A 24,787-nucleotide genomic window follows, 5' to 3' on the forward strand; every position below is an offset into this window, starting at 1 on the left:
CCCCTGTCGGGTGCGGGTGGTCAGCCGGCGATGCGGAGTTGGCGTGTGTCGGTTTCCGCGAGCATGTGGCGGTTCTCAAAAGCGTCTTCCGCCACAGATTCACCCTCGTTGACCTGCGGTGTTGCGGCTGTGGCGGATGTTGCGGATTCTCCGGGGTCCGGGGGGCAGTAGCGGGCCCAGGCGTCGCTGAGGTCCTCCGCGTAATAGCCCTTCGGCGTGGTGCTGCCGACCCGGATACCGCGGGGCTTGATCGGGGTGTTGTCGGGGCGCACGTACTGGCTCAGGAGCTTGGACAGTGCGCGGGCGGTGAGCGGCTTGGTGTTCTGTCCGTCCTCGCTCATGTCGGACCAGGGTGCGTCATCGAGCTGGAGGAGGACTTCCAGGATGGCGGCCGTGGGCATGCGGTCCACGCCGCAGAACACGCGGTCCCGCAGGTCGGTGAGCAGCTTGACGCCCAGGGAGGCTTGGTCGCCCTCGGACGCGGCCTTGATCAGGGCGACGCATGCGGCGCGGGCCCGCTCGGGCCAGCGTCCGCCGGCCGCGTCCGCGACCGCGAGCAGCGGCTCCCACACGTCCGCGGGGCGGTCGGTGACGCCCTCGGGCATCTCCGGCCAGGCCTGCGCGATCTCGTCGTGGATGGTGGCGGTCCACTCGGCGAGCCGGTCCCGCAGCACGTGGCCCTGCTTCTCGTGGATGCGGCGCCGGTAGGGCTCGCACTTCTCGTTGGGCGCCTTTTTCCGCATGCGGATGATGACCGACCTGGTCAGGATCGTGTCCGGGAGCGAACCGAGTCCGGCCATGGCGACCGCGCAGAACGAGGGGAAGAAGCCTGCCTTCTGCTCGGAGCCCTCTCCGACGCAGCGCAGGGACTTGGCGCCGCGCCGGTAGCCGGAGTTGAGGAACCCGCGGACCTCTTCGTTCCCGCCGGCCTTGGGGCCGAAGACGGTGTCGATCTCGTCGAACAGCAGCGTCGGTGTTCCCGCGTCTGCCGCTACCAGCCGGAACAGGGCGTTGGCGGAGGCGTTGACGGTGGTCGCGGAGCGCGGGGTGAGGGTTTCGATGATCTCCAGTGCGCGGGACTTCCCGGAGCCGGGTTCCGGGCTCAGGAAGGCGATGCGGGCGGTGCCGTCCAGTGCGTCGATGAGGTGGGCGTGTGCGTCCCACAGGGTGACGGCGACGTAGGCGTGTTCGGTGGGGAAGACGTTGAAGCGGCGGTGGAAGGCTTCCACCTCGTTGAGCAGTGCGGCGCCGTCGATGGCGGTCATGCGGCGGCCTTCCCTTCGGGGGTTGCGGCGGGAGCTCCCGTGCAGGCGGATCGGTGGGCGTCGTACTCGGTGGCCAGCGCGGCCACGTTCTCGGGGCCGGTGGCGGTGCTGGTCAGTCCGCAGTGGCAGGCGTAGGCGGCGGTGGGCAGGGCACCGGGCCGGGTGGACCAACGGGCGCCGTCGTAGTGGTGGCGGTAGACCGGCGGGGCGAAGACGCGGATGCCGGGGGTGTTGGGCGTCGGGTCGGCGCCGGGCCGTGCACCGCCGGTTGGAAGTCGATCGGAGCGAGGAAGAGCAGTGACGACGCCCTTACGGGCGGCGCCTTTTGGCTCGCCCACGGCCGTCGCGTCCGCACGCGGGGGAGCGGCCGGCGGCTGGTCGGGGGTGCCGGTGAGGCAATCCAGGCGGGGGGAGTCGGGGCCGGTCATGCGGCTACCCGCGGTGTGGCGTGTGCGATGACCCAGTCCATGGCGCTGCGGATGGTGGTGCGGCACTCGGCCGGCGGCAGTCCGGTCGACTCCCCCGCCCCCTGGATTGCCTGCTCCGCCACGTCCCGGGGGAGGTCGCCCCACGCGACGAACCGGGCGACCTTGCAGGCGCTCCTGTGCAGGGCATTGTTGCGCCCGCCGTCGGTCGTGGCAGCTATGACCGCACACTCCCGCTCCAGCGCCGTGCGAGCGGCCCGGGTCCCGTCCCGCAGCGGCGCCAAGTCCACGACGGCGGGCCGGTCCGGCTCAGTGAGCAGTTCGGCCAGCCAGCCGGGCAACGGCGCCACGGGGGCATCGTCGGTCACCTCGTAGGCGCCGTCGGGCGTGGTGCTGCCGGGGGCGACGACGTAGCCACCCCACGCGCGGGTGTCGATGTGCGGTCCAAGACGGTCAACGCTGCACTTCAACCGCACTCCGGCGGGGGCGGTGAAGTACAGATGTTCCCCGCCGCGTGCGGTCCGCACCCGGTAGGTCGCGGGGACAGCCTGCCGGGCGTGCTCGCAGAGCGCTTGCAAGGAAGTGGCGCCGTCAGGCGCTCCTGCTGGTTCTTCGGGCTTGCGCACGTCCAGGTCGACGACCAGCAGTCGGGCCGGGCCGGTCGCGATCCCGACGTTGTACGGGCGGGCGGCCCAGGTGGCGTGGATGAGGTCGGGGTTGGTGGTGGCGCGCTGCTCGGGCTTGCGGTGCCCGCCCGCACACCGCCCCGCTCGGGGGCAGTCCCGTTCAGGGTGCCCTGCGGGGTACTTGGCGCGCGGGTGCAGGGGGATGACGGGCCAGCCGCGCTCGGCCGAGGACAGGGCGGAGGCGAGCAGGGGAAGGCAGGCCAAATTGGCGGTCAGGAGGCCGCTCATGCCGCGGCCTTCAGCCCAGAGGCGAGGACCCCGAGGAAGGCACGGCCGATCCATTCGGCGTAGGCCGGGGGAATGGCCTCGCAGACTCCCTTGATCGTGGTGATCCACGGGGTGCCCATGGTCCCTGCCGCTGCACGCTGCCAAGCCTTCGAGTGGCGTCCGCCGGTGATGGTCATGAACGGTTGCTGCGGTGTGGGCAGGTACCCGTTGCGGGTGCACCTTTGTCGGTGGGCGGGGTGCGGCGGTGGCGACAGGGTGAAGCCGCCCGTCTCGAACAGACGGTGGCGGTAGAGGCGGAGGCCGAACATGGGGCCGCATAGCATGAGCGGGTCCAGCAGTTCGCCACGTGCGGCCTCCACGTTCTCGATGACGTAGGGGCGGCCCGTGGTCTGGATCGCCTGGCGGGCGGGGGCGATGAGTTCGGGGTAGGTCTTGTGGTTGTAGGCGTTGAGCGGGGTCCATGCCTGGCAGGGCGGCGAGGCGTGGATGAGATCGAAGCCCGCGCCGTACTCGCGGATGTAGTCGACGGCGTCACCTTGGATGAAGGTGAAGGGGTAGTCCGGCTGCGGGACGATGTCGACGCCCACGACGTCGAACCCGGCCCGGTGGAATCCCATGGCCATGCCGCCGGCGCAGCAGAACGTGTCCAGGACGCGGAGTCGGTCCCGGCCTCGCGAAAAGCCGGTGGTTTCGGTCATGCTGATGGTCTCCTTGCTTCTGTGTAGAGGCGGGAGGACCAGGGCGGCCGTGGCTTTGGCGAGACGCGGGCCGCCCTGGGGGGATTTGGGGATGAGGGGGAGAGTTGGCTACTGCCTGGCTCGTGATGGCCGCTGGCGACAACCGCAGGCACGGAGGAAATGGCGGCTACGACGACCTGCCGTCCGAGCACTACAGCTGGGACAGTGCTGTCCCTAACCACGGACGACCGGCTGCGGGCGATGTGATAGCCGTCTGGGACAAGAAGTGCCTGCTGGGCATCTCAGTTATCGAGGCCATTGACACCGGTGAAGGTGTCAAGGACGTTTACGCCTGCCCGAACCCGGCCTGCGGGAAGTCCGACTTCCAGCCGCGAAAGACTGTGTCGCCCAAGTACGCCTGCTTGAAGTGCGGGCACCGATTCGATGCGCCCGTATCGGGTACCAAGCCCGTCGTTACCTACAGGTCGCGCCACGGGGCGGCCTGGGTCGACATGCCCGGCGTCCTGTCGGGCGACGAACTTAGGTCCCTGTGCGACAAGCCCAGGACGCAGCACAGCATCCGCTCGATGCGATGGGAGAGGCTCCGTGACGCCATTACCGCCACGGGGATCCCGACCACGGTCGACATCGCTGACAGCGCCCAGCGAGCAATCGCCGGGGGTCACAAGCGGGTCAGTGTGCGCGCACGGGTCGGACAGACGGCCTTCCGCTTGCGGCTGCTGAAAGCACAGGGCGAGAGCTGCGCATTCACCGGCCCCGCCCCAGCGGCGGCACTGGAAGCGGCACACCTGTACAGTTATGCCGCGACAGGCGAACATCACACCAGCGGCGGCTTGTTGCTACGTCGGGACATTCACCGTCTGTTCGATCTCGGGCTGATCACCGTGCGCCCAGACGAGATGACGTTGGACGTGGCAGGACAGCTAGCGGAGTACCCGCTGTATGCCCAGATGCACGGCACTCGGCCGACCGTTCAGCTCCGGCCCCAGCACCGCCCCTGGCTAAGAACACACTGGGAACTGCACCGCGCGCACGGTCAGGCCGCCAGCCCGTCTGCTCCGCAGGCTAGCCACGCGCTACCGAGCCACCTGGTATAAGCGGGCGGGATGCACTCGCGGATGCCGTCGCGGTTCATCCACGGAACCCCCAGCACCTCACGGGCCAGGGGCACGCCGGAAAAGTTGCCGACGAACTGCCCGTAGTGCCCGGCCGGGACGGGGCGGCCCATCTTGGCCTGAGGCACCAGGTGCGCGGGGTGGCCCGGCTGGTCGAGGTGGAAGCCGCCGCCGGTCTCGAAGTAGCGGTGGCGGTAGTTGGCCAGGCGGAACATCTGCCCGCACAGCATCACCGGGGCGTGCAGCTTGGGCACGGCGCCCCGGACGTTCTCCATCACCCACGGCCGCCCCGTCATCTCCAGCGCCGCGCGCGTGGGTCCGATGAGGTCAGGGTGGGTGTTGTTCTGAATGCGCTGGCATTCGGTGTCGTGCTGGCACGGCGGCGAGGCGTGGATGAAGTCGAACTCCGCCCCGTGGTCCAGGACGAACGCGATCGCGTCCGCCTGCACGAACCGGAACGGGTAGCGGGGTTGCGGGGCGATGTCGATGCCGGTCACGTCGAAGCCGGCATCGGTGTAGCCCTTGGCAGCACCGCCCTGGCAGCAGAACAGATCCAGTAAGCGGGGCCGTCGGCCGGGCACTCGCCGGATACGGGTGGGTTGCGTCATCCTGGGAGACCTCCAACAGGTCAGTTGGTGGCAGGTGGACAAGGGCGGCCCCGCGGCTTTGGCGAGACGAGGGGGCCGCCCTTGGCATAGCTAGGCGTTCTTGGAGCGGGCGAGTTTGAGGGTGATGCCGCCGGCGCCGATGGGGCCGGCGGCGCCGGCGATGGTGGTGGCGGTGTGGGCGGCGGCGTCCATCAGGACGCACAGGGCGGCGACGACACCCCAGGTTCCGAGTGCGGCGGCGCCGGCGATCGCGAACGGGATGAGCAGCCGCTGCCACGGGATGCCGGCCGGGGTGTCGTTGAGGACGAACACGACCGGCTGGCCGGTGGCCTGCGCGCGCTGGTAGGCGTCGGCGGGGATGTGCGGGGCCATGTGGCCGGGCGGGGTGTGCTGGCTCATTTCAGGCTCCCTCGGGGTGTGGCGCGGGTCCGCGCCAACAGGTGACGCGGGCCCGTGCGGGGGGGTGGTGTGCTTGTCGCGTTGCTTGTCATCTCTCTTGTCGTGCGGCTTGTCGTCTGGCTTGTCGCTTGTCTTGTCTTGTCGCTTGTCGTCTCCCAGGTCACAAGCCGTTTCCGGGACCCGTCGCCCCGGTAGGCGGCATGTGCATGGGAGGGGGCCGCAAGCGATAAGTGATCAGTCGTCGGATACGTGGGAGCGGTGGACGTATCGGGCTTTGGTGCCGTCTCCGACGCGGACGGCGGTGCCGTCCTGCATCCACGTTTTCAGCCAGCCGACGACCGTCTGACGAGTCGTGCCGTACTGCTCAGAGAGCGCGCGGGCGATCGCAGACGCCCCGGTGCCATCGGGGCCGGCGGCGAGCAGCGCGGCGAGCGCAGCCTGTTGTGCGGGACTCTCCTGCTCACCCCGCAGCGCGGACAGATTCAGCCCGCCCACGGCTGGCGGCCCGCCGTTCACCGGGGACTGCGGTTCATGTGCGGTGCCGAACTCGGCGTCGATCTGCGCCCGGAACTGCCGCAGCATCTCGTCTTCCGGCGAGACATGGTCCTGCTCCTGGTTGCTCAGAGCGGACAGGTTCAGCCCTGCACCGGCCGTGCCGGCGGTGCTCTTGTCGTCGTTGGTGTGGTCGCGCATCCATGCGGTGCGCTCGGCGTCCCAGCGTCGGGCGTAGGCGGGCCCGGCGGCCTTGGCGGACACGGCGTCGAGGGTGGGATGCCGGTCGGAGGTGGCGGCGATGATCTCCCGGATCTGGTTCGGGAGGATCCGCCAGGCTTTGAACAGTGCAGCCGGGGATTCGGGGGTGCCCATGAATCCGGCGCCCTTGTAGGGGGCCTGGTCGACGCGCAGTCCGCGGGAGCCGGGGAACATCTTGGACAGGTCCATGCCCTCGGTCTCACCACCGGTCAGGGCGACACGGACCTTGGCTTCCCGCCGGATCATGAGGTTGCTGAGCACGCTCCCGGTCGCCCCGAGAGCGGTCAGGACGGTGCGGATGCCCATGGCGCGGGCGATCCGGATGACCTCCAGGATCTTGTCCCCGAGCTTGCGGACCTGCCGGTCGGGGCTGGCCAGGATCTCCGCGCCCTCATCGATGACCAGCATGATCTGCGGGATCTTCGCGCTGATCGGCAGCAGATCGGTGTTCGCGCGGGCGAGTACGTCCTGATAGCCCATCTTGCGGTGCTTGGCCACCCGCACGGCGGTGTCCAGCATCGTCATCGCCTCATCGAACGTCCCGGCGAGCCAGTCGATACCCGGGCGGACCGGCTTGCCGTCCGCGGACTTCACCTCACCGTTCAGTGCCGGCAGGACCCAGGGCAGTCCGGCGCTGCCGGCGTTCAGGTCGATCACCCACGTGAGCATGTCGTCAGCCCGGGAGAACCCGGCCAGGATCGAGTGGACCATGTTCGTCTTGCCCGATCCGGTGGGTCCGACGATGAGCGCGCACTGCTCACGCAGGTAGACGAGGATCTCCTCGGCGTTGGTGCGGTATCCCCAGGGGATGCCGGTGTGCACCGACAGCGGCCCGTAGTTGGCCGGGTAGGTGCGTTCCTGTTCCAGCACGTTGACGGTGCTGACGTCGATGATGACGCGGCCCTGGTGGATGCCGGGGGAGGCGGTGGCGGTGCAGCCGTGCGGCAACTGCGCGTCCGCGGACAGGCGGGGGGCTTCGGCGGCGATCTTGTTCCAGGTGGCGCCGCCGGGCGGGAGTTCGGCGTCGATGGAGTACCCGGCGCCGGTGGCCCATTGCTCGACACCGACCACGCGCACGGTGATCGAGCAGACCCGCTGGATCCGATCCACCCACTCCGCGGCGATGGCCCGCCGGTCCGCAGACAGCTCCCGCGCGATCTGCCGCTGTTCCGCGGCGAGGGCTTCCTCCTCCCGCGCTTCCTCGAACAGGGCGGTTGACCGGGCGGCGGCGCCGATGCCTACCCCGAGGGTGGCCAACGATCCGAGGGCGGCCCAGGTGAGGGGGCCGGTGGTCATGGCCCAGGTGGTCCAGCCGGCGCCGACGAGCCAGGACGCGGCGCGGGTGGCCAGGGTGCGGCCGGCGTTGCGCACCCGCAGCCCGACGATGGTGTGTCCGAGGGCGCCGGCCGCACCGACGGCCAGCGCCCAACCCGGGGGCATGGATGTGGCGGCGCCGGTTGTGGCGAGGGCGAAGGCTCCGGTGGTCGCGGACAGGGCGCCGGTCACGGGTCCGTGACCGGCGCTCCAGTCCAGCACCGGGCCACTGCTCACCTGCTGCTTCTTGGCGGTGGCGGTGCTGGTCATGTCAGACGTTCCAGCCCTTCTCGGCTTCGGGACCGTTGCGGGGGTCCTCGTGGCGGGCGATGTCCTGCTCGTGGGCCTGGCGGAAGAGGGCGCCCATGTCCTCGGCGACGGCGACGGCGCTCATCAGGGCGCCGAAGATGTCGTTGAAGCCGTCCGCGACTTCCTTCTCCAGCGGGAATTCGGAGTCGGAGCGTTCGGCGAGGATCTTCATGACGTTCGCCACCGAGGTGAGGGCGGCGGGGAGGCCCTCGACCATGGCGAGGATCTCCATGGCGTTCTCGGGGTCGTAGGAGTTGGCGGCCTGTTCCATCTCGGCGGCGGCCTCTTCGAACCGGAAACCGGACACGTGCTCTCCTTCGGTGGTGTCGGTGGTGGGGGTCTGACCGGCGGGCCGCTCGACGCCGTCCGTGATGCCGTCCGCGTCTTCGGCGGCTTCGGCGTCGGCGGCGGCTTCCTTCTCGGCCAGCTCCTTGCGGATGGCCGCGTCCCGTTCGGCGCGCTCGGCGGTGGCCGCGCGGACCATCCGGGCGTACAGGCGGCGGCCGGGGTACATCAGCCACGGGATGCCGAGCTTGCGCCCGAGCGGGGTGGTGACCAGCCCGAGCAACCCCAGGGGCGCGGCGAGCAGCGCGGCCAGCAGCCGGCGACCGTGGAAGCGGGCCGCGGACCTGACCAGCGCGTGCCGGGCAGCCTTGCGGGCGGGGGCCTTACGGACCGCCGCGCGCTTGGCGGCGACCGTGCCGGCCGTGGCGGCGTCGCGCTTGGCACGCAGCTTGGCGACCGCCGCGTCCCGGGCGGTCCGCGCCTTCTGCCTGCTACTGCCGAGCATCCGGCCCGCCGGACCGCCCCGGTGTCCGGCGCGGTTGACGGGCCGGGAGCCCCCGCCGGCAGTGGGCCTGGCCTTGGCGTTGCGGCGAGCGTCGGCGACCGCGCGGCGGGCGGCGGTGGTCTGCGCCCGCTGCCCGGCCCGGGAGCCGGCCGCCGCGTGCTGAGCCGACCGCAGGGCCTTGACCTGCCCGACCCGGCCTGCGGCCTTCCCCGCAACGGTGGCGGCCGCGCGTTTGGGCGCGCCGGGAGTGGTCTTGCCGCGGGCCTTCCCGCCTGGACCGGCCGTGGTGCTGGCGTTGCTCTTGCTAGCGGCGCCGGTTCCGCGGCGGTGCTGGCCGGGCACGTTGCCCGACCGGCCACCGGCACGACCGGCGCCAACGGACGTGCCGCCGTGGCGCAGGCCGGTGGTGCGGGCGGCGGCGGTCCGGCCGGCTGCGCGCGCGGCGGCCCGGCGGGCTTCCTTACGCGGGTTGGCCTTGTAGTTGCGGGTGGCGGCCACGGTGCCGAGGACGACGGCGCCGGTCGCGGCGACCATGGCGGCGATGGGGCCGCCGGCCAGGGCCGCGGTGGCGACCATGCCCACGGTGCCGTTCGCACCCGACAGGGCGAGGGGGACGACCGGCCAGCCACCGGGCGTGTGCTCGACCTCCGCCGCGGCCGGGGCCGGCGTCTTCTCGTTCGGTGCGGGGACGGTGGAGGGCAGTGGGGGCGGGGCCGGATCGACGGCTACCGGCTCAGTGCTGAGTTCCGTCATGCTGTGAGCACTCCTCTTTGCGGAGTAGGGCCCGGCCAGAGCTGTGGAGGCGCATGGCCGGGCCTGCCGGATCAGGTGTGGTGCGGGTGGCGTGCGGCGATCTCCTGCCAGCGCCGGTCCTGTGCGCTATCCGTGGGGGTGAGGCTCACGCGGAAGTCGCAGCCGGGCCGCGGGCAGCGGTGGGTGGTCGTCGCCCAGGCACTGATCAGGCGGAAGAACAGGCCGGAGAACGTGGCCAGGCAGGCCAGGCAGCAGGCCAGCAGCAGCGTGAGAGGCACGCCGTAGCCGGAGAGCCGCACCCCGATCGCCAGGGCCAGAACCGTGCTGAAGGCGACGGCGCCCGTGGTGACGACGCGCTGACGTGTGAGGTTCACTCTCGACTCCTCGGTTCGGGTCGGGTGGTCAGGCGGCGCGCTGTTCCTCGGCGGGGTCGAAGCAGGGGGTGCACATCCCCAGCTCAGCGGGGATGACGTAGCCGGCATCCCGGCCGCACTCCGGGCAGATGCGCCGGGCGGTGTTGGCCTTGGCCAAGGCCGCCCACTTTGCGGGCGTCATCGGCCGGACCGGCTTGGCCTTGTCCACCTCGTACAGGTAGGCGACCAGCGGGCCGCGGCGGCGCCGCGGACGCTCCAACTGGGCCGCCACGTCCTGCCCGCCCGGCCGCAACCCGAGGGCGCGCAGCTGGCGGCGGGTAGCCAGACCGTCAGGCGCGAGGCGCCACCGATAGGTGGGGAGGGTGGCCATCAGGTGCTCGCGATGGCCAGCTCAGCCCCGTCCGCGCCGGCGGCCGGGTCGCGGTGTTCGGCGTAGCGGGCGGACACCCAACCGACCGACCAGCCGCACAACTCCGCGGCCGCCCGCACGGGCAGGCCCTCACCGAACGCCGCGTGCACCACCGCACGGGCCCGGCCCTCGGCGAGCTTCTCGCTCACCGGCCCACCGGACAGCAACGCGACGCGTTCACGGCGTTCACGCTCGGCCCGCTCCTGCTGCTGCCGACGCGCTTCCTGCTCACGCTCCAGCCGCTCCCGCTCACGGCGCTTAGCCGCCTCGCGTTCAAGGCGCTCACGCTCGCGCTGCTGCTGTTCACGCTCACGCTCACGACGTTCACGGGCCTCCCGCTCGGCCTGCTCCCGCGCTTGCCGTTCCGCGCGCTCGGCACGACGGGCCGCTTCCTCACGTTCGGCCTGCTCGCGGGCGAGCCTGGCCTCATGTTCACGCTGTTCACGCAGCAACTGCGCGGCGTGCTCACGCTCCTCACGCGCCCGGCGGTCCGCCGCTTCCCGCCGCTCGGCCGCGGCTTGCTCCCGCGCCTCCCGCTCGGCCTTCTGCGTGGCCTCCAGCGCCAGCACGGCGGCGGTGATCGCGCGCCGGTAGGCGAGCCCGGTCTCCGCGGTGACGATGAGCAGGAGCGGCGCGACCGCGTGCACGGCGACCCCGACGGGGTCGTTGTGCAGCGCGGAGTCGGCGACGTTGAGCGCGAGGGTCATGCCGCCGGTCATCCACCGCAGCGCGATGGGCCACCGGCCACCGTGCCCCCCGAGCCGGGCGAGGACGGCGTCCAGGCGGACCACGATGACCACCGCGGCGTCCACCACCAGTGGCAGGATCGGCGCCGTCCACCCCCACTTCTGCGGGGTGTGGGCTGCGGCGAGGGGGGTGACGGTGAGGATCGAATAGAGCATGGCGCCGGCCACGATGAGCCAGGTACCGGCCGACAGCGCACGCTCGGCTGAACGGACATGAACGGCGTTCACGCGCCCACCCCCGCCCGTGAACGCACCCGGGCCGCGGCGATCAGCAGCACGGCGGACGACGGGTCACCGTGCGTCTCGGTGTCCTCCGTCCACGTCCACTTAGCTTCCGGTACCGGCTCGAACCCCAGCGCGTTGAGCGCCTGCGTGCGTTCCGTGAACGTGGGCACCGGCCACGCGCCACCGAAGTCGTGCTGTGGCCACTGCTCGGTCGTGTTCAGCAACACCACGTACAAACGCCAGCGGCCCCGCCGGACCGACATCTGCGCCGTGAACTCCCGCGGCTCGTCCTGCTCGCTACTCATGCCGCACCCCCGAGGGCGAGCAGGGCCGCCAGGACGAGCAGGACGCCACCGGTCAGGGTCAGGTCGACCGCGCGGCGCAGGCCCGTGTACTTGGTGACCGCGAGGCGGGACAGGCCGGCGATGTCAGCGGCCCGGTCCCGGGAGACGGTGGCGGTGATCTCCTCCGCGGTGAGGGTGGCCCACAGCGGGAAACCGTGCCGGCCGCCCAGGTTCGGGCGGACCGAGCACAGCAGCAGACCGGCCGCGCCGACCAGCAGGACCAGCCCTAGAGCTCCCGAGACGACGGCGGGCGGGTTCAGCGGCAGGTCACGGCCGACCGACCACGCGCCGGCGAGTACCGCGCCGACGAAGGCCAGCAGCAGCCCGGTTTTGGTGTCCGTCCGCGCGATCTCCGCTTTCACCTCGGCGTGCGCGGCGGCCAGGTTCGCGTCGGGGGCGCTCACGCGGCATCCCCCGCCAGGTTCGCGCCGGCCACGTGGTTGGCCAGGTCCCGGCGGACGGAGAGCACGCGGTGCTGGGCCCGGCGGACGCGGCGGGCGTCCAGCTCGTTCGGCGTGCGGTCCAGGTGAGTGATCTGTGCGTCGAGCAGTTCGATGCCCGCGAGGATCGCCGGCATCTCCTCCTCGATCGCGTCCAGCTCCGCGTCCGTCGGCTCCATGAAGTCGGCGAACGCGGTAACAGCGTCCTGAACAGTGACGATGTGGCTCATTGGGTCGTGTTCTCCCTTGCAGGCGGAACGGCCCTAACGCGGCTCCCGGGAGGCACCCCGGGAGCCGCTCGCCGTTGGGTCGGGCGTCTCCGACTCCCCGCGCTCCCACCCGTCTCCGGCTGCCTGCATGAAGCGGGCCGGATACGGGTGAGAGAGGCAGCCGGTCGCAGCGGCAGCGCTGCGAAGCCAGGAAGGACCAGAACAAATGCTGCGGCGACCACCGTCCGGTCCATCCGGCGGCGCCCTGGTATGTCGTCGGCTCACACCGACCTCCCGCAGATCGCAGGAACACGGCTTCACCGATCCGCTGTTGCCACAGCGCATCGGTCCCGAGCCGGGAAAATCGGGTGCGTCATCGTTCACTGCTCTGACGCCAGCAGGGCGGCGCGCAACGGGTGGCACCCGAGGAGCTGACCTTCCGTGAGGAAGGGATGATCCCGAAGGGTGTTCTCCAGAGCCGGTACGCGAGCAGGACGGGTTCTCCTGCTCAAAGTGGCCGCCGTCGGCCGTCACCCGGGCCGTTGCGGGGACAGGGCTCATGCCCCGTCAACTGCACACTGTTGAGTTCTCAAGGCGCTAGCGCTCACTTCGTACTCACCCCTGTGGGGCTTTCCTCCAGGCGCTTCAGTGCAGGTCAAGCAGTCGCGTTTCAGCTGCCCCACATTGCCTAGGGGGGCTTGCCGTCCGTCTGATAGGTACCGTAGGCAACACCCGGGCTGTGTGCAACCCCGCCTCGCGATAAGCTTTGAAAGCCCCCCTAGGCAGCGATGGGAGACTCGTGCACGACGACATGGAGCAGGTTTCTGGGATCAAGGACCCCGTTGACCGTGCCAAAGCGACGATCGACCTGATGGCGCGGTATCAGAGCCGGGTCAATGAGCTGTCCCGCATCCGGCGCGAGGCGATCGAAGAAGCGCAGGCGGCGGGCATGACCCAAGCCGAGATCGCGACGCGCCTAGGAGTCAGCCGAGGACGGGTGGGCCAGCTCGCCTCCGCCGGCCCCCCGCCGGAGCGGGCGTTCTTCGGTACGGACCTGGTCACGGTCTCCGTGGCCGGCATGTATGAGGCAGGCAAGGGTCCCGAGCAGAACCCCAGCGAAGTGGTCACCCGGGAAGACCTCAACAACTTCGAGCACCTGCGCAAGCTGGTGACCGGAATGAAGCTCGATGCGCAGTACGAAGTGATTCCGCCGGCGGGGATCGTCAACCTCAACCGGAACAACCACGTCGTCATCTGCGGCCCTCGCCGGTCTCCGATCGTGGCGCAAGTACTGGAGGGGGACGACAACCTGCGGTTTCAGAAGGACACCGCGTGGCACGTGGTTGATCAGGTTGCCGGGAAGGAGTACCGGTCACCCCTCGATGAAGACGGGACGGCTGGTGATGTCGGTTATCTCGGGCGGCTCCCCCGCCTGGACGGCAAGGGGACGTTCCTCTACATCGCAGGTATCCACGCCATCGGGGCGAGCGGCGTCGTCCACTACCTTGAGAACAACCTGGCAGAGCTGTACCGAGAGGTCCGCACCCGTCGCTTCTCGACTCTGATTTCGTGCCGTTACGACCCGCAGACGCTCGAAGTACTGGAGAGTCGACGCGTCACCCCGCTGTACCGACACGAAGGCTGAGCATGCGCGTAGCCATTGACACCCAACCCGGTGGAGCCGCCCCGAACGAAGATTGGGTGGCTGGCACACCGACTCTAGCCGTCGTGCTCGACGGACTCAGCACCGCGGGCTTGGACACGGGGTGCCGTCATGGAGTCCCCTGGTACGTGGCTCACCTCGGCACTCAGCTTGTCGCCGCACTGGCAGACCCGGAGACCGCGCTTACGGCCGGCTTGGCGGATGCGCTCGAACGGGTGGCGGCGCTGCATCCCGAATGCGACCTGAGCAACCCGGGAACGCCGTCGGCAACCGTCGCGGTCGTCCGAGAGCGGGGAGGGTTCCTCGACCACCTGGTGTTGGCGGACTCCCCGGTCATCCTCGAAGGGCACGAGGCGTTCACCGTGGTCACTGATCTTCGGGTGGACGAGGTGCTTCCCGAGCTGAGGGCCGAAGTCGAGCAGTACGAAACCCACACAGCGGACCACAAAGAGGCTTTGCGGCGATTCGTGACCGCTCAGCGACAGACCCGCAACACGTCGACCGGCTACTGGGTGGCGGCGGCTGGTCCAGAAGCGGCAGATCACGCACTTGTAGGCAGCACCCCCACCAAGGAAGTACGCGCCGCGGCGGTGGTCTCCGATGGCGCGTCACGTCTCGTCACGGAGTACGGCATGGCCACGTGGCACGAAGTCTTCACGACGCTCCGGACCGGCGGCCCGCGAGAGCTGATCCACCACGTTCGGAAGGTCGAAGCTACCGACCCGACCGGCCGTCGGTGGCCTCGCTACAAGCCGGGCGACGACGCTTCCGTCGCCTTCTGCCAGTGGTCATAGTGGCAGGTCGGTGAGGAACCATGCGCCGTGCTCCGTCTCATTGAGCCCGCCCGGCGTTGGCCATACTGATTCACACGCAGGGCGGGGATACGGGCACGAATATCAGCTGATACCGGGGTGAAGGGAGCGCCAGTCCCACTCGTGGGTCCCTCTCGGCTGCCTCCCATCCCGTACGCCATCGACCCAGGCAGAGCCGAACAGGCGCGACCCTTGGCGTTCAGGTTGTTCGTACAGTGGCACGCTCCACAGAGACACACGAACCATGTCCGCTCAACGGTGTGTGCGTCGACGGCGGACGAGACGGCTAACCGCGTGGGATCGGACGCCTCAAGGCAGAGGCTTACCCTCACCAACTGCTGGCAAGAGACCAACCTCTTCAAGGTCCAGCACGGAGAGAAGTGGGGCAGCGATGCCCAGCTTGACGGCAGCCTGATGGATTGCTTCCCGCAGGTAGGGCCGCGTTACAGGTGTCGCGATCACTGCCGCAAAGCGCTTCGCAATGGCTGCTGGGATACTGACAGGTTCCGGTGTGCGGAAGACGGCAGCCACGTCGGCGACCAAACGCCCCTCCGACGTCACAACCAAGGCACGTGTCCGGACTGCCAAGCGGTTTCCCTCCATCCGCTGCATGAGCTGGATGTCTGCGTGGTCGCCGCCAACCTCATCCTCAGCATCGTCGTTCAGCTGGTCAAAGCCGTCAGACCTGCGCCCACTCACCTCGTAATACACGATGTCGAGAAGCTCAGCGAGCTGTTGTAGCTCCTCGAGCGAGGAGACCTGACGCGCCGGGCTTGCGCTCATGCGGCACCACGCTGCCTGCGTGCCACCGGAACGGGCTCTGCACTGTGCGCCAATGGTTCCCAGGAGTGCGTGCTCACTACTGGCTCGTCAACGACGTGTGCCTTGGTTGCAACAGCCATCCCCACCGCTCTGGCGTAGCGCATGATCGTGGACAGCCGCGGGTCCCCCCCCAGCCGCTCGAAGTCGGAAACGGCGGACTGGGTTGTTTCCATTGCTTGCGCGACCTGCTTCTGAGTGATCCGACAGGCCTTGCGATGCCTGACCAGGGTCTCTACGAGCATCATGACCGCGTCAGTGTCAGTGGCGGCAGCGCTCGTCTGTGCATCGTTGAGGTCGAGGCCAAGCAGCCCTGCCAGGTGCTCGTCCATAGTCACTCCTTCCCCTGGAGCCGAGTATCGCTCAGGACCGATATCACTTCAACGCCTCAGTGGCAGTGCCGTCACCGCTTTGCCTGGTTTGCCACTCAGACAGCCGTTTGCGCGCGGTCTCAATATCGCCTGGGTCGGTTTTCACGCCCTGCGTCGACTTCTTGTTGACGAACTTGAGCGCGAGCAGTAGGGGACCTGCCCCTTCAACCTCGCTGTAGAACAGCCGGAAGATGCGCTCACCACAGTTGAGTCGCAGCTCCCACAGGCCCTCCCCGAGCGGCTTCCGATCTTTGGGCAGCAGCTCGTCTCTGGCTGTGCGCTCCATGATCTTCTGTAGGCGGACCAGCTCATCCCGCTTCAAGCGGCACTTAGTGATCTCCTTCTGGACCACCTCGGCGTCCAACGATGACTGATAGAACTCCCACCTCTTGGCCATCAGCCCCCCTCCCATGCCTAGCGCGGCGTCGACCCTACCGCGCGCGTTGGTGGCATAACAGAAGGTGATACTTATGCGCAGAGCTAGGTTCTGGGCGCCTCTGCCACGAGGGCACCAGCCGGGGGCGCATGCGAGCACCTGGCGCGATCTCCGTGCGATTGGCTGGGCCGTCCGTGGACGGTCGGCGACGGCAGACGGCCATCGCAACGACAGCTGTTCAGGCCGACCTAGGTGATCCGATTGGGCGTGACGCTGGTAGAGCTACGCCTCAGCCCAGAGATCTGACATCTGCCAAGGGCACCGGTTGAGGCTGACACCAACGCCTGATCCCAGCAGCAGTGAACGGCGGCGGTCAGCTAGGGGCAGCGGCCGACCGCGGATCGAGGCACCCAGTGGATGAAGCAACCCCGAAGGCACTGCATGATCACTGATAAGGATGGGACTCAAACCTGTCTCAGATGGCGGGCCGCCCCGCCGGCTCGACGCCTACGAGTCACTGGAACCCGTACAGGTCTTTGCTGGCGGCATAGCGGAACCGGGCAATCGCCCGGACCAGGGTCGTCGGCAACTGTTCGCAGGCATCCGTGACCTCAGTGGTCATGCGCTCAAGGAGGGCTTGCTTAGGCTCCGCATCGATGCCGTCTTCGCGGCGCCTGGCCACCAATAGATCCGTCGCAACCTGAGACCTCCGTGTGTCGCTCAGGGAGGTGTTCCAGTCACTGCACAGCACCTGATCGGCGTCGATGGGTAGTGCTGATGCTGCATCACTCGGTGGCGCTGTCCTGCTCTCTGAGGATGGTGATGGTCTGGGTACCGACTGATCGCCGTCCTGCTTCGACCCGGCGCAACCCGCCAGCAGCAGGACTGCCACGAGACTACTTGCTATCCCAACGGCAGGACTGAGAGCCAACTTGGCATTCATGTCGCCCCCCATGCGTCTGACAGTGTCTACGATGATCGCATGTGTGACGGTGCTCACCATAGGCTTCGGGCTCACTCCCGGCTCTGAGTGGAGCGGGGGTGAACTCACGCGCCCGCCGGACTTCTTCCCTGTCTCTGCTCCCCCTTCCCCCAGACGCCCCCAGGCAGTAGATGATTCACGGGATGGTGCAGTTCAGAGAAAGTTGAGCCCCCTGTAAAGCTGCTTGCCGTTTGGGGGGCGCCAGGACCGTCCCGCGCAGGAGCATCAGTCCGCGGTCGAGCACCTAGCGGGGCTTGCCGCTGGATCAGGCGGCCAGTCACGCTGCGGGAACGCGCCGGTCATCCCACACGAATCGGCCTGTACCCTTCGCCCAGCTCAGACCATTGATGTCTACCGGGGCCAGCAATCCGGGTGCACCTGCCGCATCCTGCCGGGGTCGGTGGAACCGGGTCACGTACCAGGTCCCGCCGGTTCGGTTGCGGCAGTACTGCCAAGGGGGGACGCCACACTTAGAGCAAGCCGCCTCGGCGCACGCGTTCCAGGCTCGACGTAGGGCGGCTTCGATGGTGGCGGGGGCATGGCCGGCTGGCTTCGCGGTGAGAGTGAAGTACTCCATTCGCCGATGATGACACTTGGTCTCCCGTTCATCAGGTGCACGCGATTCCCCGAGCCCGAAGGTCGGGACGGTCTCAGTTGGGGTCTCGATCGCCGCTCGTTCCACGAGCGCTCGTTATCGTCCGCTGAAGTCCGACATCCCTGGTGACCAGAAACGATGCCGGTTTCACGGACACCGACGGACTCCGTCGGATCAAAATCGGACAACTCGTAATGCGTAGGTCTCGGGTTCGAATCCCGAAAGCGGCTCCACTGGAACCCCAGCTCGGATCATGTCCGGGCTGGGGTTTTCTCGTGCGCCGGTGCGACGGGGGCACGGCCGGGCCCGGTGCGGTGCACTGCGGTCCGGTCGGCTCGTGCTTGTGCTCGTGGAGGCATTGCGCGGCCGGCCGGCCGGCCGGTGGGTGGCGGGCGAGGCGTCGGCGGGCCGTGTGGCGGCTCGGTCGGCTCGGGGCCCCGTCGGTGATTCGCGCCGGCACCGGTGCCGGGAGCCGTTACCGGGTACCAGGAAGCGGACCGGGCCGGGGGGAAGAAGAGGGCGGGACGGGGCCCCGGTCGTTCACCTCCGACGGCCGGGGCCCTGTTCGTCCCCGGACCCGGCCTGCGGCGACACTCCCCCGAGTTACGCGACATACGCGCGCGCCGTCGGGCCGGACCCGATGGAATGATCACATCAGGATTCGCCAACGGATCGCTAACATGTGGCCAACGGTTCGTCGGGGGTTGGCGAGCCAACTGGCCGGAAGCCGCCCGGCGGCAACGGACGCGGCCCGCATCCACGGGCGTTCCGGAACCGGACCGGCGGACGGAAGGCGGCGGGAAACCGTTGTGGACAGGGCGGAAATTCGCCAGACAACGGCGGGCACACGTCCGCCGCGGTGCACGGTCGGCCCCGACCGCGCGGAAAGGCAGTGAAGCGGCGTGATGCGGCGGTGCGAGCTGCGCTTCGGGCTGCTGGGGCCGCCGGTCCTCTACGACCGGCCGCCGGACGGGATGCCGGACGCCGCCTCCTCGGGGTTCCGGGAATCCGGCCCGGCGGACGCGCCCGCGCACCCGGCGTTCCCCGACGACGCCGACCACGGTGTCCGCGCCATCGGCAGTCCCAAAGTCCGCGCCCTGCTCGCCGCGTTGCTGCTGGAGCCCGGGCGGGTCGTCTCGGTCCAGTCGCTGAAGGACGCGCTGTGGGGCGGCGCGCCGCCCGTCTCCGCGAAGGCCTCCCTGCACAACCACGTCACCCGGCTGCGCCGCCTCCTGGACGACCCCGAGCGGCTCAGGGCCGTACCACCGGGGTACCTGCTGCGGGTCGATCACGGCGAGCTGGACGTACACGTCTTCGACGCCCTGGTCGCCGAGGCACGGGCCGCGCACGCCCGGTGTGACTGGCCGGACGTCGTCCGCGCCTGCACCACCGGGCTCGCGCTGTGGCGCGGCACGCCGCTCAGCGGACTCCCCGCCGACCTCGGCGGCTACGCCCTCGTGCAGCGCCTCGAAGAAGCCCGGCTGTTCCTGCTGGAGTGGCGGTACGACGCCGAACTCACCGTCGGCGGGACGCGGTTGGCGGCCCTCGTGCCGGAGTTGGCGGCCCTGGTCGCGGAGCATCCGCTGCGCGAGGCCTACCACCGTCAGCTGATGCTCGCCCTGCACCGCACCGGCCGGCAGGCGGAGGCCCTCGCCGTCCACCGTGACCTGCGCGCCCGCCTGGTGGAGGAACTCGGGATCGAACCCGGTCAGGCGGTCCGCGAGGCGCATGTCGAGGTGCTGCGGGGAAGCGACGAGGGGCGGCGGCGACAGGACGGCGAGCACGGCGGTCCCGGCCCGAACGGTGGTGACGGGCGCCGGCCGGGCGAAGACGGCCGGGTGAGCGCCGTCGGCAAGGGGGAGGCGGCCCCTTCGGCTTCCGCCGCACCGTGCGACGGTGACCAGCCGGATGCGCGGCAGACCCCGCGTCCGGCGCAGCTCCCGGCCCCTCCGGCGCATTTCACCGGGCGTGCCGACGTGTGCCGCGCGTTGCGCCACGCGCTGACCGAGCCGCCCGCCCCGGCACCCGCCGTCGCCGTGATCAGCGGTATGGCGGGCGTCGGCAAGAGCGCGCTGGCGCTGCATGTCGCCCACGAGCTGAGGGAACGTTTCGCCGACGGTCAGCTCTACGTCAATCTGCACGGCGCCACCCCCGGGGTGGCCCCGTTGACCACCGCGCAGGCGCTCGCGGCGCTGCTGCGGGACCTCGGTGCTGAGTCGCGGAACATCCCCGAACACCCGGACGCCGCAGCCGCCCTGCTCCGCTCGCTGCTCGCGCCGGCGCACCTCCTGCTGGTACTGGACGACGCGGCCAACGCGGCCCAGGTCCGGCCCCTCCTCCCGGCCGGGTCCGGCTGCGCGGTGATCGTCACCAGCCGCTCGCCGCTGACCGCGCTCGACGGCGCCCGGCGCTTCCCGCTCACCCCGCTGACCGGCGAGGACAGCGCGGCCCTGCTGCGCGCCGTGAGCGGACGGGAGGGGCTGGACGCCGGGCACGCCCTGGTCGAACTGACCGGCCGGCTACCGCTGGCGCTGCGCGTGGTCGCGGCCCGGCTCGCCGCCCGGCGCGCCCTCACCCCCGACGTCCTGGCGAGCCAACTGGCCGACACGGGCGGGCGATTGCACCATCTGGAGTACGACGACCTGAGCGTCCGGCGCTCCCTGGCCGTCGCCCACGACGCGCTCGCCGCCGCCGAGCGCGAGGCCGACCGGGACGCGGCCCTCGCCCTGCGCCACATCGGTGCCCTCGACCTGCCCACCTACGGCGCCCCGCTCGTCGCCCGTCTGACCGGTACCGACGAGCGCCGCGCCGAGGCGGCCCTGGACCGCCTGGTCGACGTCGCCCTCCTGGAGGAGACGGCGTACGGTCGCTACACCCCCCACGACCTGGTCCGCGACTTCGCCCGCGAACTGGCCGACGCGGCCACACCCGCCGGCCTCGCCCCGCCCCCGGCCGCTCGCCCTGCCGGGACTCCGGACGCGGCCGAGAATCCCGCCCCGGCCGCGGCTGCCGACGTGCCCGAGGACTCCGCCCCCGATACGGCCGCCGCAGGTGCCGAGGTGTCCGAGGACTCCGTGCGCGACCCGGCCGACCCGGCCGACATGGCGGCCCCTGTGGATACGGCCGGCACCGGCGGCGCGGGTACCGACGGGGGAACGGCCCCCGGTCCAGGCCGACCGGCTCCGGCCCGACCCGCCCCCGGCCGGGCCGGCCCAGGCGTCCCCGCCGCCGGGCCGCGCGCCAGTACGCGCCCCGCGCTCGCCGGGGCCGCCCCTCAGGACGCCGCCGGTCCCGATCGCACCGCACTGCGGTGGTACGCCGCCGTGGCGGAGCGGGTGCTGACGGCCGTCGTGGAACCGGGGCTCGACCAGGACGACCGGCGGCGGCCGACCGGTGCGCAGCCGGTGGGGCACGCGGCGGACGTGGCGGCCCTGGCGTCCTTCGAGTCGGCCGAAGAGGCCTACGCCTGGGGCGAGATGGAGCTGGAGAACGTCGTCGCGCTGGTGGAGCGGAACGCCGCAACGCAGGATGCGCCCACGGCCGCCGCGCTCTCGGTGCTCGTACGGCTGCTCTTCCCCTATGTGCAGCGCAGCGGCCGGGTCGCCGAGATGGAGGTGCTGGGGCGGGCAGCGCTCGCCGCCGCGCGGCGGCTCGCGGACCCGGCGGCCGAGGCGTACGCGCTCGGCGACCTCGCGGGCCTGCACTTCCTGATCGGCCGGCAGAACGACGCCCTTACTCTCACCGACCAGGCCCTGGAGATCTGGCGGCGGCTCGGCACCGCCTCCCGCATCCGGCGCTGCCTCAACAACCGCGGACTGCTGCTGGAGGGGCTCGGCCGGTTCGAGGAGTCGGGGGAGGCGCTGCGGCAGAGCCTCGGGTACTCCCGGCTGCTGAACGACTCCTACGGCGAGGCCGTCACCCACAGCCACCTGGGCAACCTCTACGAGCACACCGACCCGCGCGCCGCCATCGAGCAGCACCGGCGCTCGCTGGCCATCGGGGACGCGATCGGCGCGGTCATCGTGCAGCACTCGGCGCACTGCAACATCGGCTACGCCCACCTCACTCTCGGTGAACCGGCCGCCGCCGCCCGGCACTTCGAGGAGAGCCTGCGTATCCTGGGCGGTCACGGCGACTGGCACGGGGAGTCGCAGACCCGGCTCGGTCTGGTCCGGGCGCTGCGGCAGCTGGGGGAGACCGGGCGGGCGGCCGGTGAGTGCGCCGAGCTGCTGCGCCGCGCCGACGCGCGCGCCGACCGCTACACGGGCGGCCTGGCTCTGCACCAGCACGGGCTGCTGCTGTGCGGGGAAGGGCGGCGGCCGGAGGCGTGCGATGCCTGGCGCGCGGCACTCGACGCGCTGGACGGCACGGACGAGCATGCGGTCCTGGCCGAACTGACGGCCCTGCTGAACGACGGGCCACCCGCCCCGCGGTGACAGCCCCCCGCTCCGTGGCCCCTTTCACTTGGCGTCGGCATAGCACTCCACCACCGCCGTCGTGAACGGGAATCGCACCGGTGTCTCGCCGAAGGTCAGCCGGCCGGCGAGGTCGGCGGAGTCGCGGATGGCCCGGACGACGGTGTCGGCCTCCTCGGCGGGGCAGTGCACGATCACCTCGTCGTGCTGGAAGAAGACCAGCTCGGCCCGGAGCGGCGCGCAGGCGCGGCGCAGCGCGGCGAGCAGCAGCAGGGCCCAGTCGGCGGCGCTGCCCTGGACGACGAAGTTGCGCGCGAAGCGGCCCCGCGCGCGGGAGTTGCCGGAGGCGTGGCCGGGAGCCCAGCCGGTACGGCCGTCGGGCTGCGCCTCGGTGTCGTCCTCGCCCGCCGGGATGCCCGCCTCCTCCGCCGCGTCCTCGCCCGACCCGGCGGCCGGCGGGCAGGTGCGGCCCAGCCAGGTGCGCACCAGCCGGCCCTCCTCGCCCGCGCGGGCGGCGTCGTCGACGTAGGCGACGGCCTTCGGGAAGCGGCGGCGCAGCGCGGCCAGGTTCTTCAGTCCGTCACCGGAGGTCTGGCCGTAGACCGCGCCGAGGACGGCGAGCTTGGCCTGGTTCCGGTCGCCGGAGAAGGCGCGGTCGGAGACGGCCTGGTAGAGGTCGCTCGCCCGGCCGGCCACCTCCATCAGGCCGGGATCGCGGGAGATCGCGGCCAGCACGCGCGGCTCCATCTGGTCGGCGTCGGCCACCACCAGCCGCCAGCCGGGGTCGGCGACCACGGCCCGGCGGATCACCTTGGGGATCTGGAGGGCACCCCCGCCGTTGGTCACCCAGCGTCCGGTGACCGTGCCGCCGGCGAGGAACTCTGGGCGGAAGCGGCCGTCGCGCACCCAGTCCTGGAGCCAGGACCAGCCGTGCGCCACCCAGATGCGGTACAGCTTCTTGTACTCCAGCAGGGGGTCGACGGCCGGGTGGTCGACGGACCGGATCTCCCAGCGGCGGGTGGACCTCACCTTGATCCCGGCCTGCGCGAAGGCCTTGACCACGTCGGCGGGCAGGTCCGGCCGTACCCGGCGGCCGAAGGCGGCGGACACCTCGTCGGCGAGTTCGGCGAGGCGGCGCGGCTCGCCGCCGCCCGCGTACCGCTCGCCGAGCAGGGAGTGCAGCAGTTCGCGGTGGACGTCGGCGCTCCAGGGCAGACCGGCGTGGTTCATCTCGGCGGCCACCAGCATCCCGGCCGATTCCGCGGCGGTCAGCAGCAGCATCCGGTCGGGGTGGGCCGTCCTGCCGTGCCGCCGCAGCTGCTCGGCGTGGACGGCGAGCAGGTCCGGCAGGGGCAGGCGGGTGCCGGCGGGCTCGAACAGGGGGGACTGGGCGCCCGGTACGGCCGCGCGCTGCGGCGGATCGGGCGGTACGGGTCCGCCGCGGAGGCGGGCCAGGGCGGCGGCGGCCGAGCGTGGCTCGCCGGACCGGCCCTCGTGGCCCAGCAGGAGTGTCTCGGCGTCCTCGACGTCGTAGCACCGCTCCACTCGCACCCCCGTGGCGAGCAGACGCGGGTAGACCTCGGCGGTCGACCGCCACACCCAGCGCGTCACCTCCGGGCGGCTCCGCACCGCCCCGGCGAGATCGCTCTCCCGCCGCACCGGCCCGGCGGGCAGCCCGTCCGGGCCGAGGGGGGCGACGTCCACGCCACCGTCCTCGGCCGGTGCGAGCGCCCACCGGTCGGTCATGACTGCGAGTCTGGCAGGAGGGTCTGACAATGGCCCTGAGCTGCGGGTTCAGCCTCCGTGGCACCCTCCGCATCCGTCGCCTACTCCTCCCGCTCGCCCTTCCCCTCCTCCTCCCGCTGCTCCAGCAGCAGGGCCAGCACCTCGCCGACGTGCTCCTCGGTCCCGGCCTTGGTGATGCCGAGGCCGCTGAGAACGCCCCGGCCGTTCTCCTGCTCCAGCAGTGCCAGCAGGATGTGTTCGGTGCCGATGTAGTTGTGGCCGAGCCGCAGCGCCTCACGGAAGGTGAGTTCCAGGGCCTTCTTGGCCTCGGGGCCGTAGGGGATCAGGTCCGGGACGTCGTCCGCGGCGGGCGGCAGCGCGGCGGTCGCGGCCCGGCGTACGGAGTCCAGCTGGACGCCCTGTGCGGTGATCGCCTTCGCGCCCAGGCCTTCCGGCTCGGCGAGCAGCCCCAGGACGAGGTGTTCGGGGCGGCCCTCGGCGTTGCGTGCGGCCACCGCCTCGCTGTGGGCGGCCATGACGACGTTCCGCGCGCGCGGGGTGTAGCGGCTGAAGCCCTGGCTGAGGTCGAGGGTGGCGGACTCCTTCGACACGAACCGCTTCTGTGCCGCCTGCCGGGTCACACCCATGCTCTGGCCGATGTCGGCCCAGGACGCTCCGGAGCGGCGGGCCTGGTCGACGAAATGCCCGATCAGATGGTCGGCCACGTCACCGAGGTGATCGGCGGCGAGCATCGCGTCCTGGAGCTGGTCGAGGGGCTCGGTGTGCACCTTCTTGATGGCCTCGATGAGGTCGTCGAGGCGCACGGATGCCGTGAACTTCGGGTTGGTCGCCATGTGTCAACCGTAGGTTGTCACCCTGAAGTTGTCAACGGATGGTTGACAGTCACCTGCGACGTGCCGCGTGGCGCGCGTGGCGGAA

The 24,787-nt window shown here is 70.8% G+C and carries 24 protein-coding genes; 4 read left to right on the plus strand and 20 right to left on the minus strand.

Annotation, left to right across the window (positions count from 1 at the left end; all coding sequences use genetic code 11):
- Positions 1 to 20: 20 nt before the first annotated feature.
- The 4 genes from AB0F03_RS24410 to AB0F03_RS24425 are packed head-to-tail and all read right to left on the minus strand — an operon-like array spanning position 21 to position 3,302.
- On the minus strand, positions 21 to 1,265 hold the full coding sequence (locus AB0F03_RS24410; RefSeq protein WP_361995510.1) for a DUF3631 domain-containing protein: 1,245 nt from the start codon (positions 1,263 to 1,265) through the stop codon (positions 21 to 23).
- On the minus strand, positions 1,262 to 1,693 hold the full coding sequence (locus AB0F03_RS24415; protein WP_361995512.1) for a hypothetical protein: 432 nt from the start codon (positions 1,691 to 1,693) through the stop codon (positions 1,262 to 1,264). The genes AB0F03_RS24410 and AB0F03_RS24415 overlap by 4 nt, the downstream gene beginning before the upstream one ends.
- Positions 1,690 to 2,604 (minus strand): bifunctional DNA primase/polymerase, encoded by a 915-nt coding sequence (locus AB0F03_RS24420; RefSeq protein ID WP_361995514.1) that lies wholly within the window; start codon positions 2,602 to 2,604, stop codon positions 1,690 to 1,692. The genes AB0F03_RS24415 and AB0F03_RS24420 overlap by 4 nt, the downstream gene beginning before the upstream one ends.
- Positions 2,601 to 3,302, minus strand: a complete 702-nt coding sequence (locus AB0F03_RS24425) for an SAM-dependent methyltransferase (RefSeq protein ID WP_361995516.1) — start codon at positions 3,300 to 3,302, stop codon at positions 2,601 to 2,603. The genes AB0F03_RS24420 and AB0F03_RS24425 overlap by 4 nt, the downstream gene beginning before the upstream one ends.
- Before the next feature lie 104 nt (positions 3,303 to 3,406).
- On the opposite strand from AB0F03_RS24425, the gene AB0F03_RS24430 reads away from it, so the two are divergent.
- On the plus strand, positions 3,407 to 4,399 hold the full coding sequence (locus tag AB0F03_RS24430; protein WP_361995518.1) for an HNH endonuclease signature motif containing protein: 993 nt from the start codon (positions 3,407 to 3,409) through the stop codon (positions 4,397 to 4,399).
- Here the strand turns inward: AB0F03_RS24430 and AB0F03_RS24435 are convergent.
- The 10 genes from AB0F03_RS24435 to AB0F03_RS24480 form a co-directional block, all read right to left on the minus strand.
- Positions 4,339 to 5,025 carry an SAM-dependent methyltransferase gene (locus AB0F03_RS24435; protein WP_361995520.1) on the minus strand — a complete coding sequence of 229 codons (687 nt, stop codon included), beginning with the start codon at positions 5,023 to 5,025 and terminating at the stop codon, positions 4,339 to 4,341. The genes AB0F03_RS24430 and AB0F03_RS24435 overlap by 61 nt on opposite strands.
- A 90-nt stretch (positions 5,026 to 5,115) precedes the next feature.
- The gene (locus AB0F03_RS24440; RefSeq protein WP_361995522.1) at positions 5,116 to 5,424 is read right to left on the minus strand and encodes a hypothetical protein; all 309 of its coding nucleotides are present in this window, start codon (positions 5,422 to 5,424) and stop codon (positions 5,116 to 5,118) included.
- 234 nt (positions 5,425 to 5,658) lie between these two features.
- Positions 5,659 to 7,761: a hypothetical protein gene (locus AB0F03_RS24445; protein ID WP_361995524.1), complete on the minus strand. Its 2,103-nt coding sequence runs from the start codon at positions 7,759 to 7,761 to the stop codon at positions 5,659 to 5,661.
- Position 7,762: 1 nt separating this feature from the next.
- On the minus strand, positions 7,763 to 9,343 hold the full coding sequence (locus AB0F03_RS24450; RefSeq protein ID WP_361995526.1) for a hypothetical protein: 1,581 nt from the start codon (positions 9,341 to 9,343) through the stop codon (positions 7,763 to 7,765).
- 71 nt (positions 9,344 to 9,414) lie between these two features.
- Complete coding sequence (locus tag AB0F03_RS24455; RefSeq protein ID WP_361995528.1) at positions 9,415 to 9,717, minus strand: hypothetical protein; 303 nt, start codon at positions 9,715 to 9,717, stop codon at positions 9,415 to 9,417.
- A gap of 28 nt (positions 9,718 to 9,745) precedes the next feature.
- Complete coding sequence (locus tag AB0F03_RS24460; RefSeq protein WP_361995530.1) at positions 9,746 to 10,087, minus strand: RRQRL motif-containing zinc-binding protein; 342 nt, start codon at positions 10,085 to 10,087, stop codon at positions 9,746 to 9,748.
- Positions 10,087 to 11,100, minus strand: a complete 1,014-nt coding sequence (locus AB0F03_RS24465; RefSeq protein WP_361995532.1) for a DUF2637 domain-containing protein — start codon at positions 11,098 to 11,100, stop codon at positions 10,087 to 10,089. Before AB0F03_RS24465 ends, AB0F03_RS24460 begins: the two co-directional genes overlap by 1 nt.
- Positions 11,097 to 11,402: a DUF6303 family protein gene (locus tag AB0F03_RS24470; protein ID WP_361995534.1), complete on the minus strand. Its 306-nt coding sequence runs from the start codon at positions 11,400 to 11,402 to the stop codon at positions 11,097 to 11,099. The genes AB0F03_RS24465 and AB0F03_RS24470 overlap by 4 nt, the downstream gene beginning before the upstream one ends.
- Positions 11,399 to 11,845: a Pycsar system effector family protein gene (locus AB0F03_RS24475; protein WP_361995536.1), complete on the minus strand. Its 447-nt coding sequence runs from the start codon at positions 11,843 to 11,845 to the stop codon at positions 11,399 to 11,401. Before AB0F03_RS24475 ends, AB0F03_RS24470 begins: the two co-directional genes overlap by 4 nt.
- On the minus strand, positions 11,842 to 12,111 hold the full coding sequence (locus tag AB0F03_RS24480) for a DUF6284 family protein (protein ID WP_361995538.1): 270 nt from the start codon (positions 12,109 to 12,111) through the stop codon (positions 11,842 to 11,844). Before AB0F03_RS24480 ends, AB0F03_RS24475 begins: the two co-directional genes overlap by 4 nt.
- A 778-nt stretch (positions 12,112 to 12,889) precedes the next feature.
- Here AB0F03_RS24480 and AB0F03_RS24485 point away from each other — a divergent pair.
- Together AB0F03_RS24485 and AB0F03_RS24490 are read left to right on the plus strand one after the other, a co-directional pair.
- Positions 12,890 to 13,735 (plus strand): sigma-70 region 4 domain-containing protein, encoded by an 846-nt coding sequence (locus AB0F03_RS24485; protein WP_361995540.1) that lies wholly within the window; start codon positions 12,890 to 12,892, stop codon positions 13,733 to 13,735.
- 2 nt (positions 13,736 to 13,737) lie between these two features.
- The gene (locus tag AB0F03_RS24490; RefSeq protein WP_361995542.1) at positions 13,738 to 14,547 is read left to right on the plus strand and encodes a protein phosphatase 2C domain-containing protein; all 810 of its coding nucleotides are present in this window, start codon (positions 13,738 to 13,740) and stop codon (positions 14,545 to 14,547) included.
- 327 nt (positions 14,548 to 14,874) lie between these two features.
- On the opposite strand, the gene AB0F03_RS24495 is transcribed toward AB0F03_RS24490, so the two are convergent.
- The 4 genes from AB0F03_RS24495 to AB0F03_RS24510 form a co-directional block, all read right to left on the minus strand.
- Positions 14,875 to 15,348, minus strand: a complete 474-nt coding sequence (locus AB0F03_RS24495) for a hypothetical protein (RefSeq protein ID WP_361995544.1) — start codon at positions 15,346 to 15,348, stop codon at positions 14,875 to 14,877.
- The gene (locus AB0F03_RS24500; RefSeq protein WP_361995546.1) at positions 15,345 to 15,716 is read right to left on the minus strand and encodes a helix-turn-helix transcriptional regulator; all 372 of its coding nucleotides are present in this window, start codon (positions 15,714 to 15,716) and stop codon (positions 15,345 to 15,347) included. Before AB0F03_RS24500 ends, AB0F03_RS24495 begins: the two co-directional genes overlap by 4 nt.
- Positions 15,717 to 15,759: 43 nt before the next feature.
- Positions 15,760 to 16,152, minus strand: coding sequence for a type II toxin-antitoxin system RelE/ParE family toxin (locus tag AB0F03_RS24505; protein WP_361995548.1), 393 nt, complete (start codon positions 16,150 to 16,152; stop codon positions 15,760 to 15,762).
- A gap of 493 nt (positions 16,153 to 16,645) precedes the next feature.
- Positions 16,646 to 17,023, minus strand: coding sequence for a hypothetical protein (locus tag AB0F03_RS24510; RefSeq protein ID WP_361995550.1), 378 nt, complete (start codon positions 17,021 to 17,023; stop codon positions 16,646 to 16,648).
- A 1,590-nt stretch (positions 17,024 to 18,613) separates the two neighbouring features.
- On the opposite strand from AB0F03_RS24510, the gene AB0F03_RS24515 reads away from it, so the two are divergent.
- Positions 18,614 to 22,144, plus strand: coding sequence for a BTAD domain-containing putative transcriptional regulator (locus AB0F03_RS24515; RefSeq protein ID WP_361995552.1), 3,531 nt, complete (start codon positions 18,614 to 18,616; stop codon positions 22,142 to 22,144).
- Between the two features lie 24 nt (positions 22,145 to 22,168).
- Here the strand turns inward: AB0F03_RS24515 and AB0F03_RS24520 are convergent, their stop codons facing one another.
- Positions 22,169 to 23,869, minus strand: a complete 1,701-nt coding sequence (locus AB0F03_RS24520) for a bifunctional 3'-5' exonuclease/DNA polymerase (protein ID WP_361995554.1) — start codon at positions 23,867 to 23,869, stop codon at positions 22,169 to 22,171.
- 80 nt (positions 23,870 to 23,949) lie between these two features.
- A complete protein-coding gene (locus AB0F03_RS24525) occupies positions 23,950 to 24,702 on the minus strand; it encodes a Clp protease N-terminal domain-containing protein (protein WP_361995556.1) in 753 nt (250 codons plus the stop codon).
- Positions 24,703 to 24,787 lie beyond the last annotated feature (85 nt).

The organism is Streptomyces sp. NPDC028722 (assembly GCF_040637655.1).
In the GTDB taxonomy this organism is placed as follows: domain Bacteria; phylum Actinomycetota; class Actinomycetes; order Streptomycetales; family Streptomycetaceae; genus Streptomyces.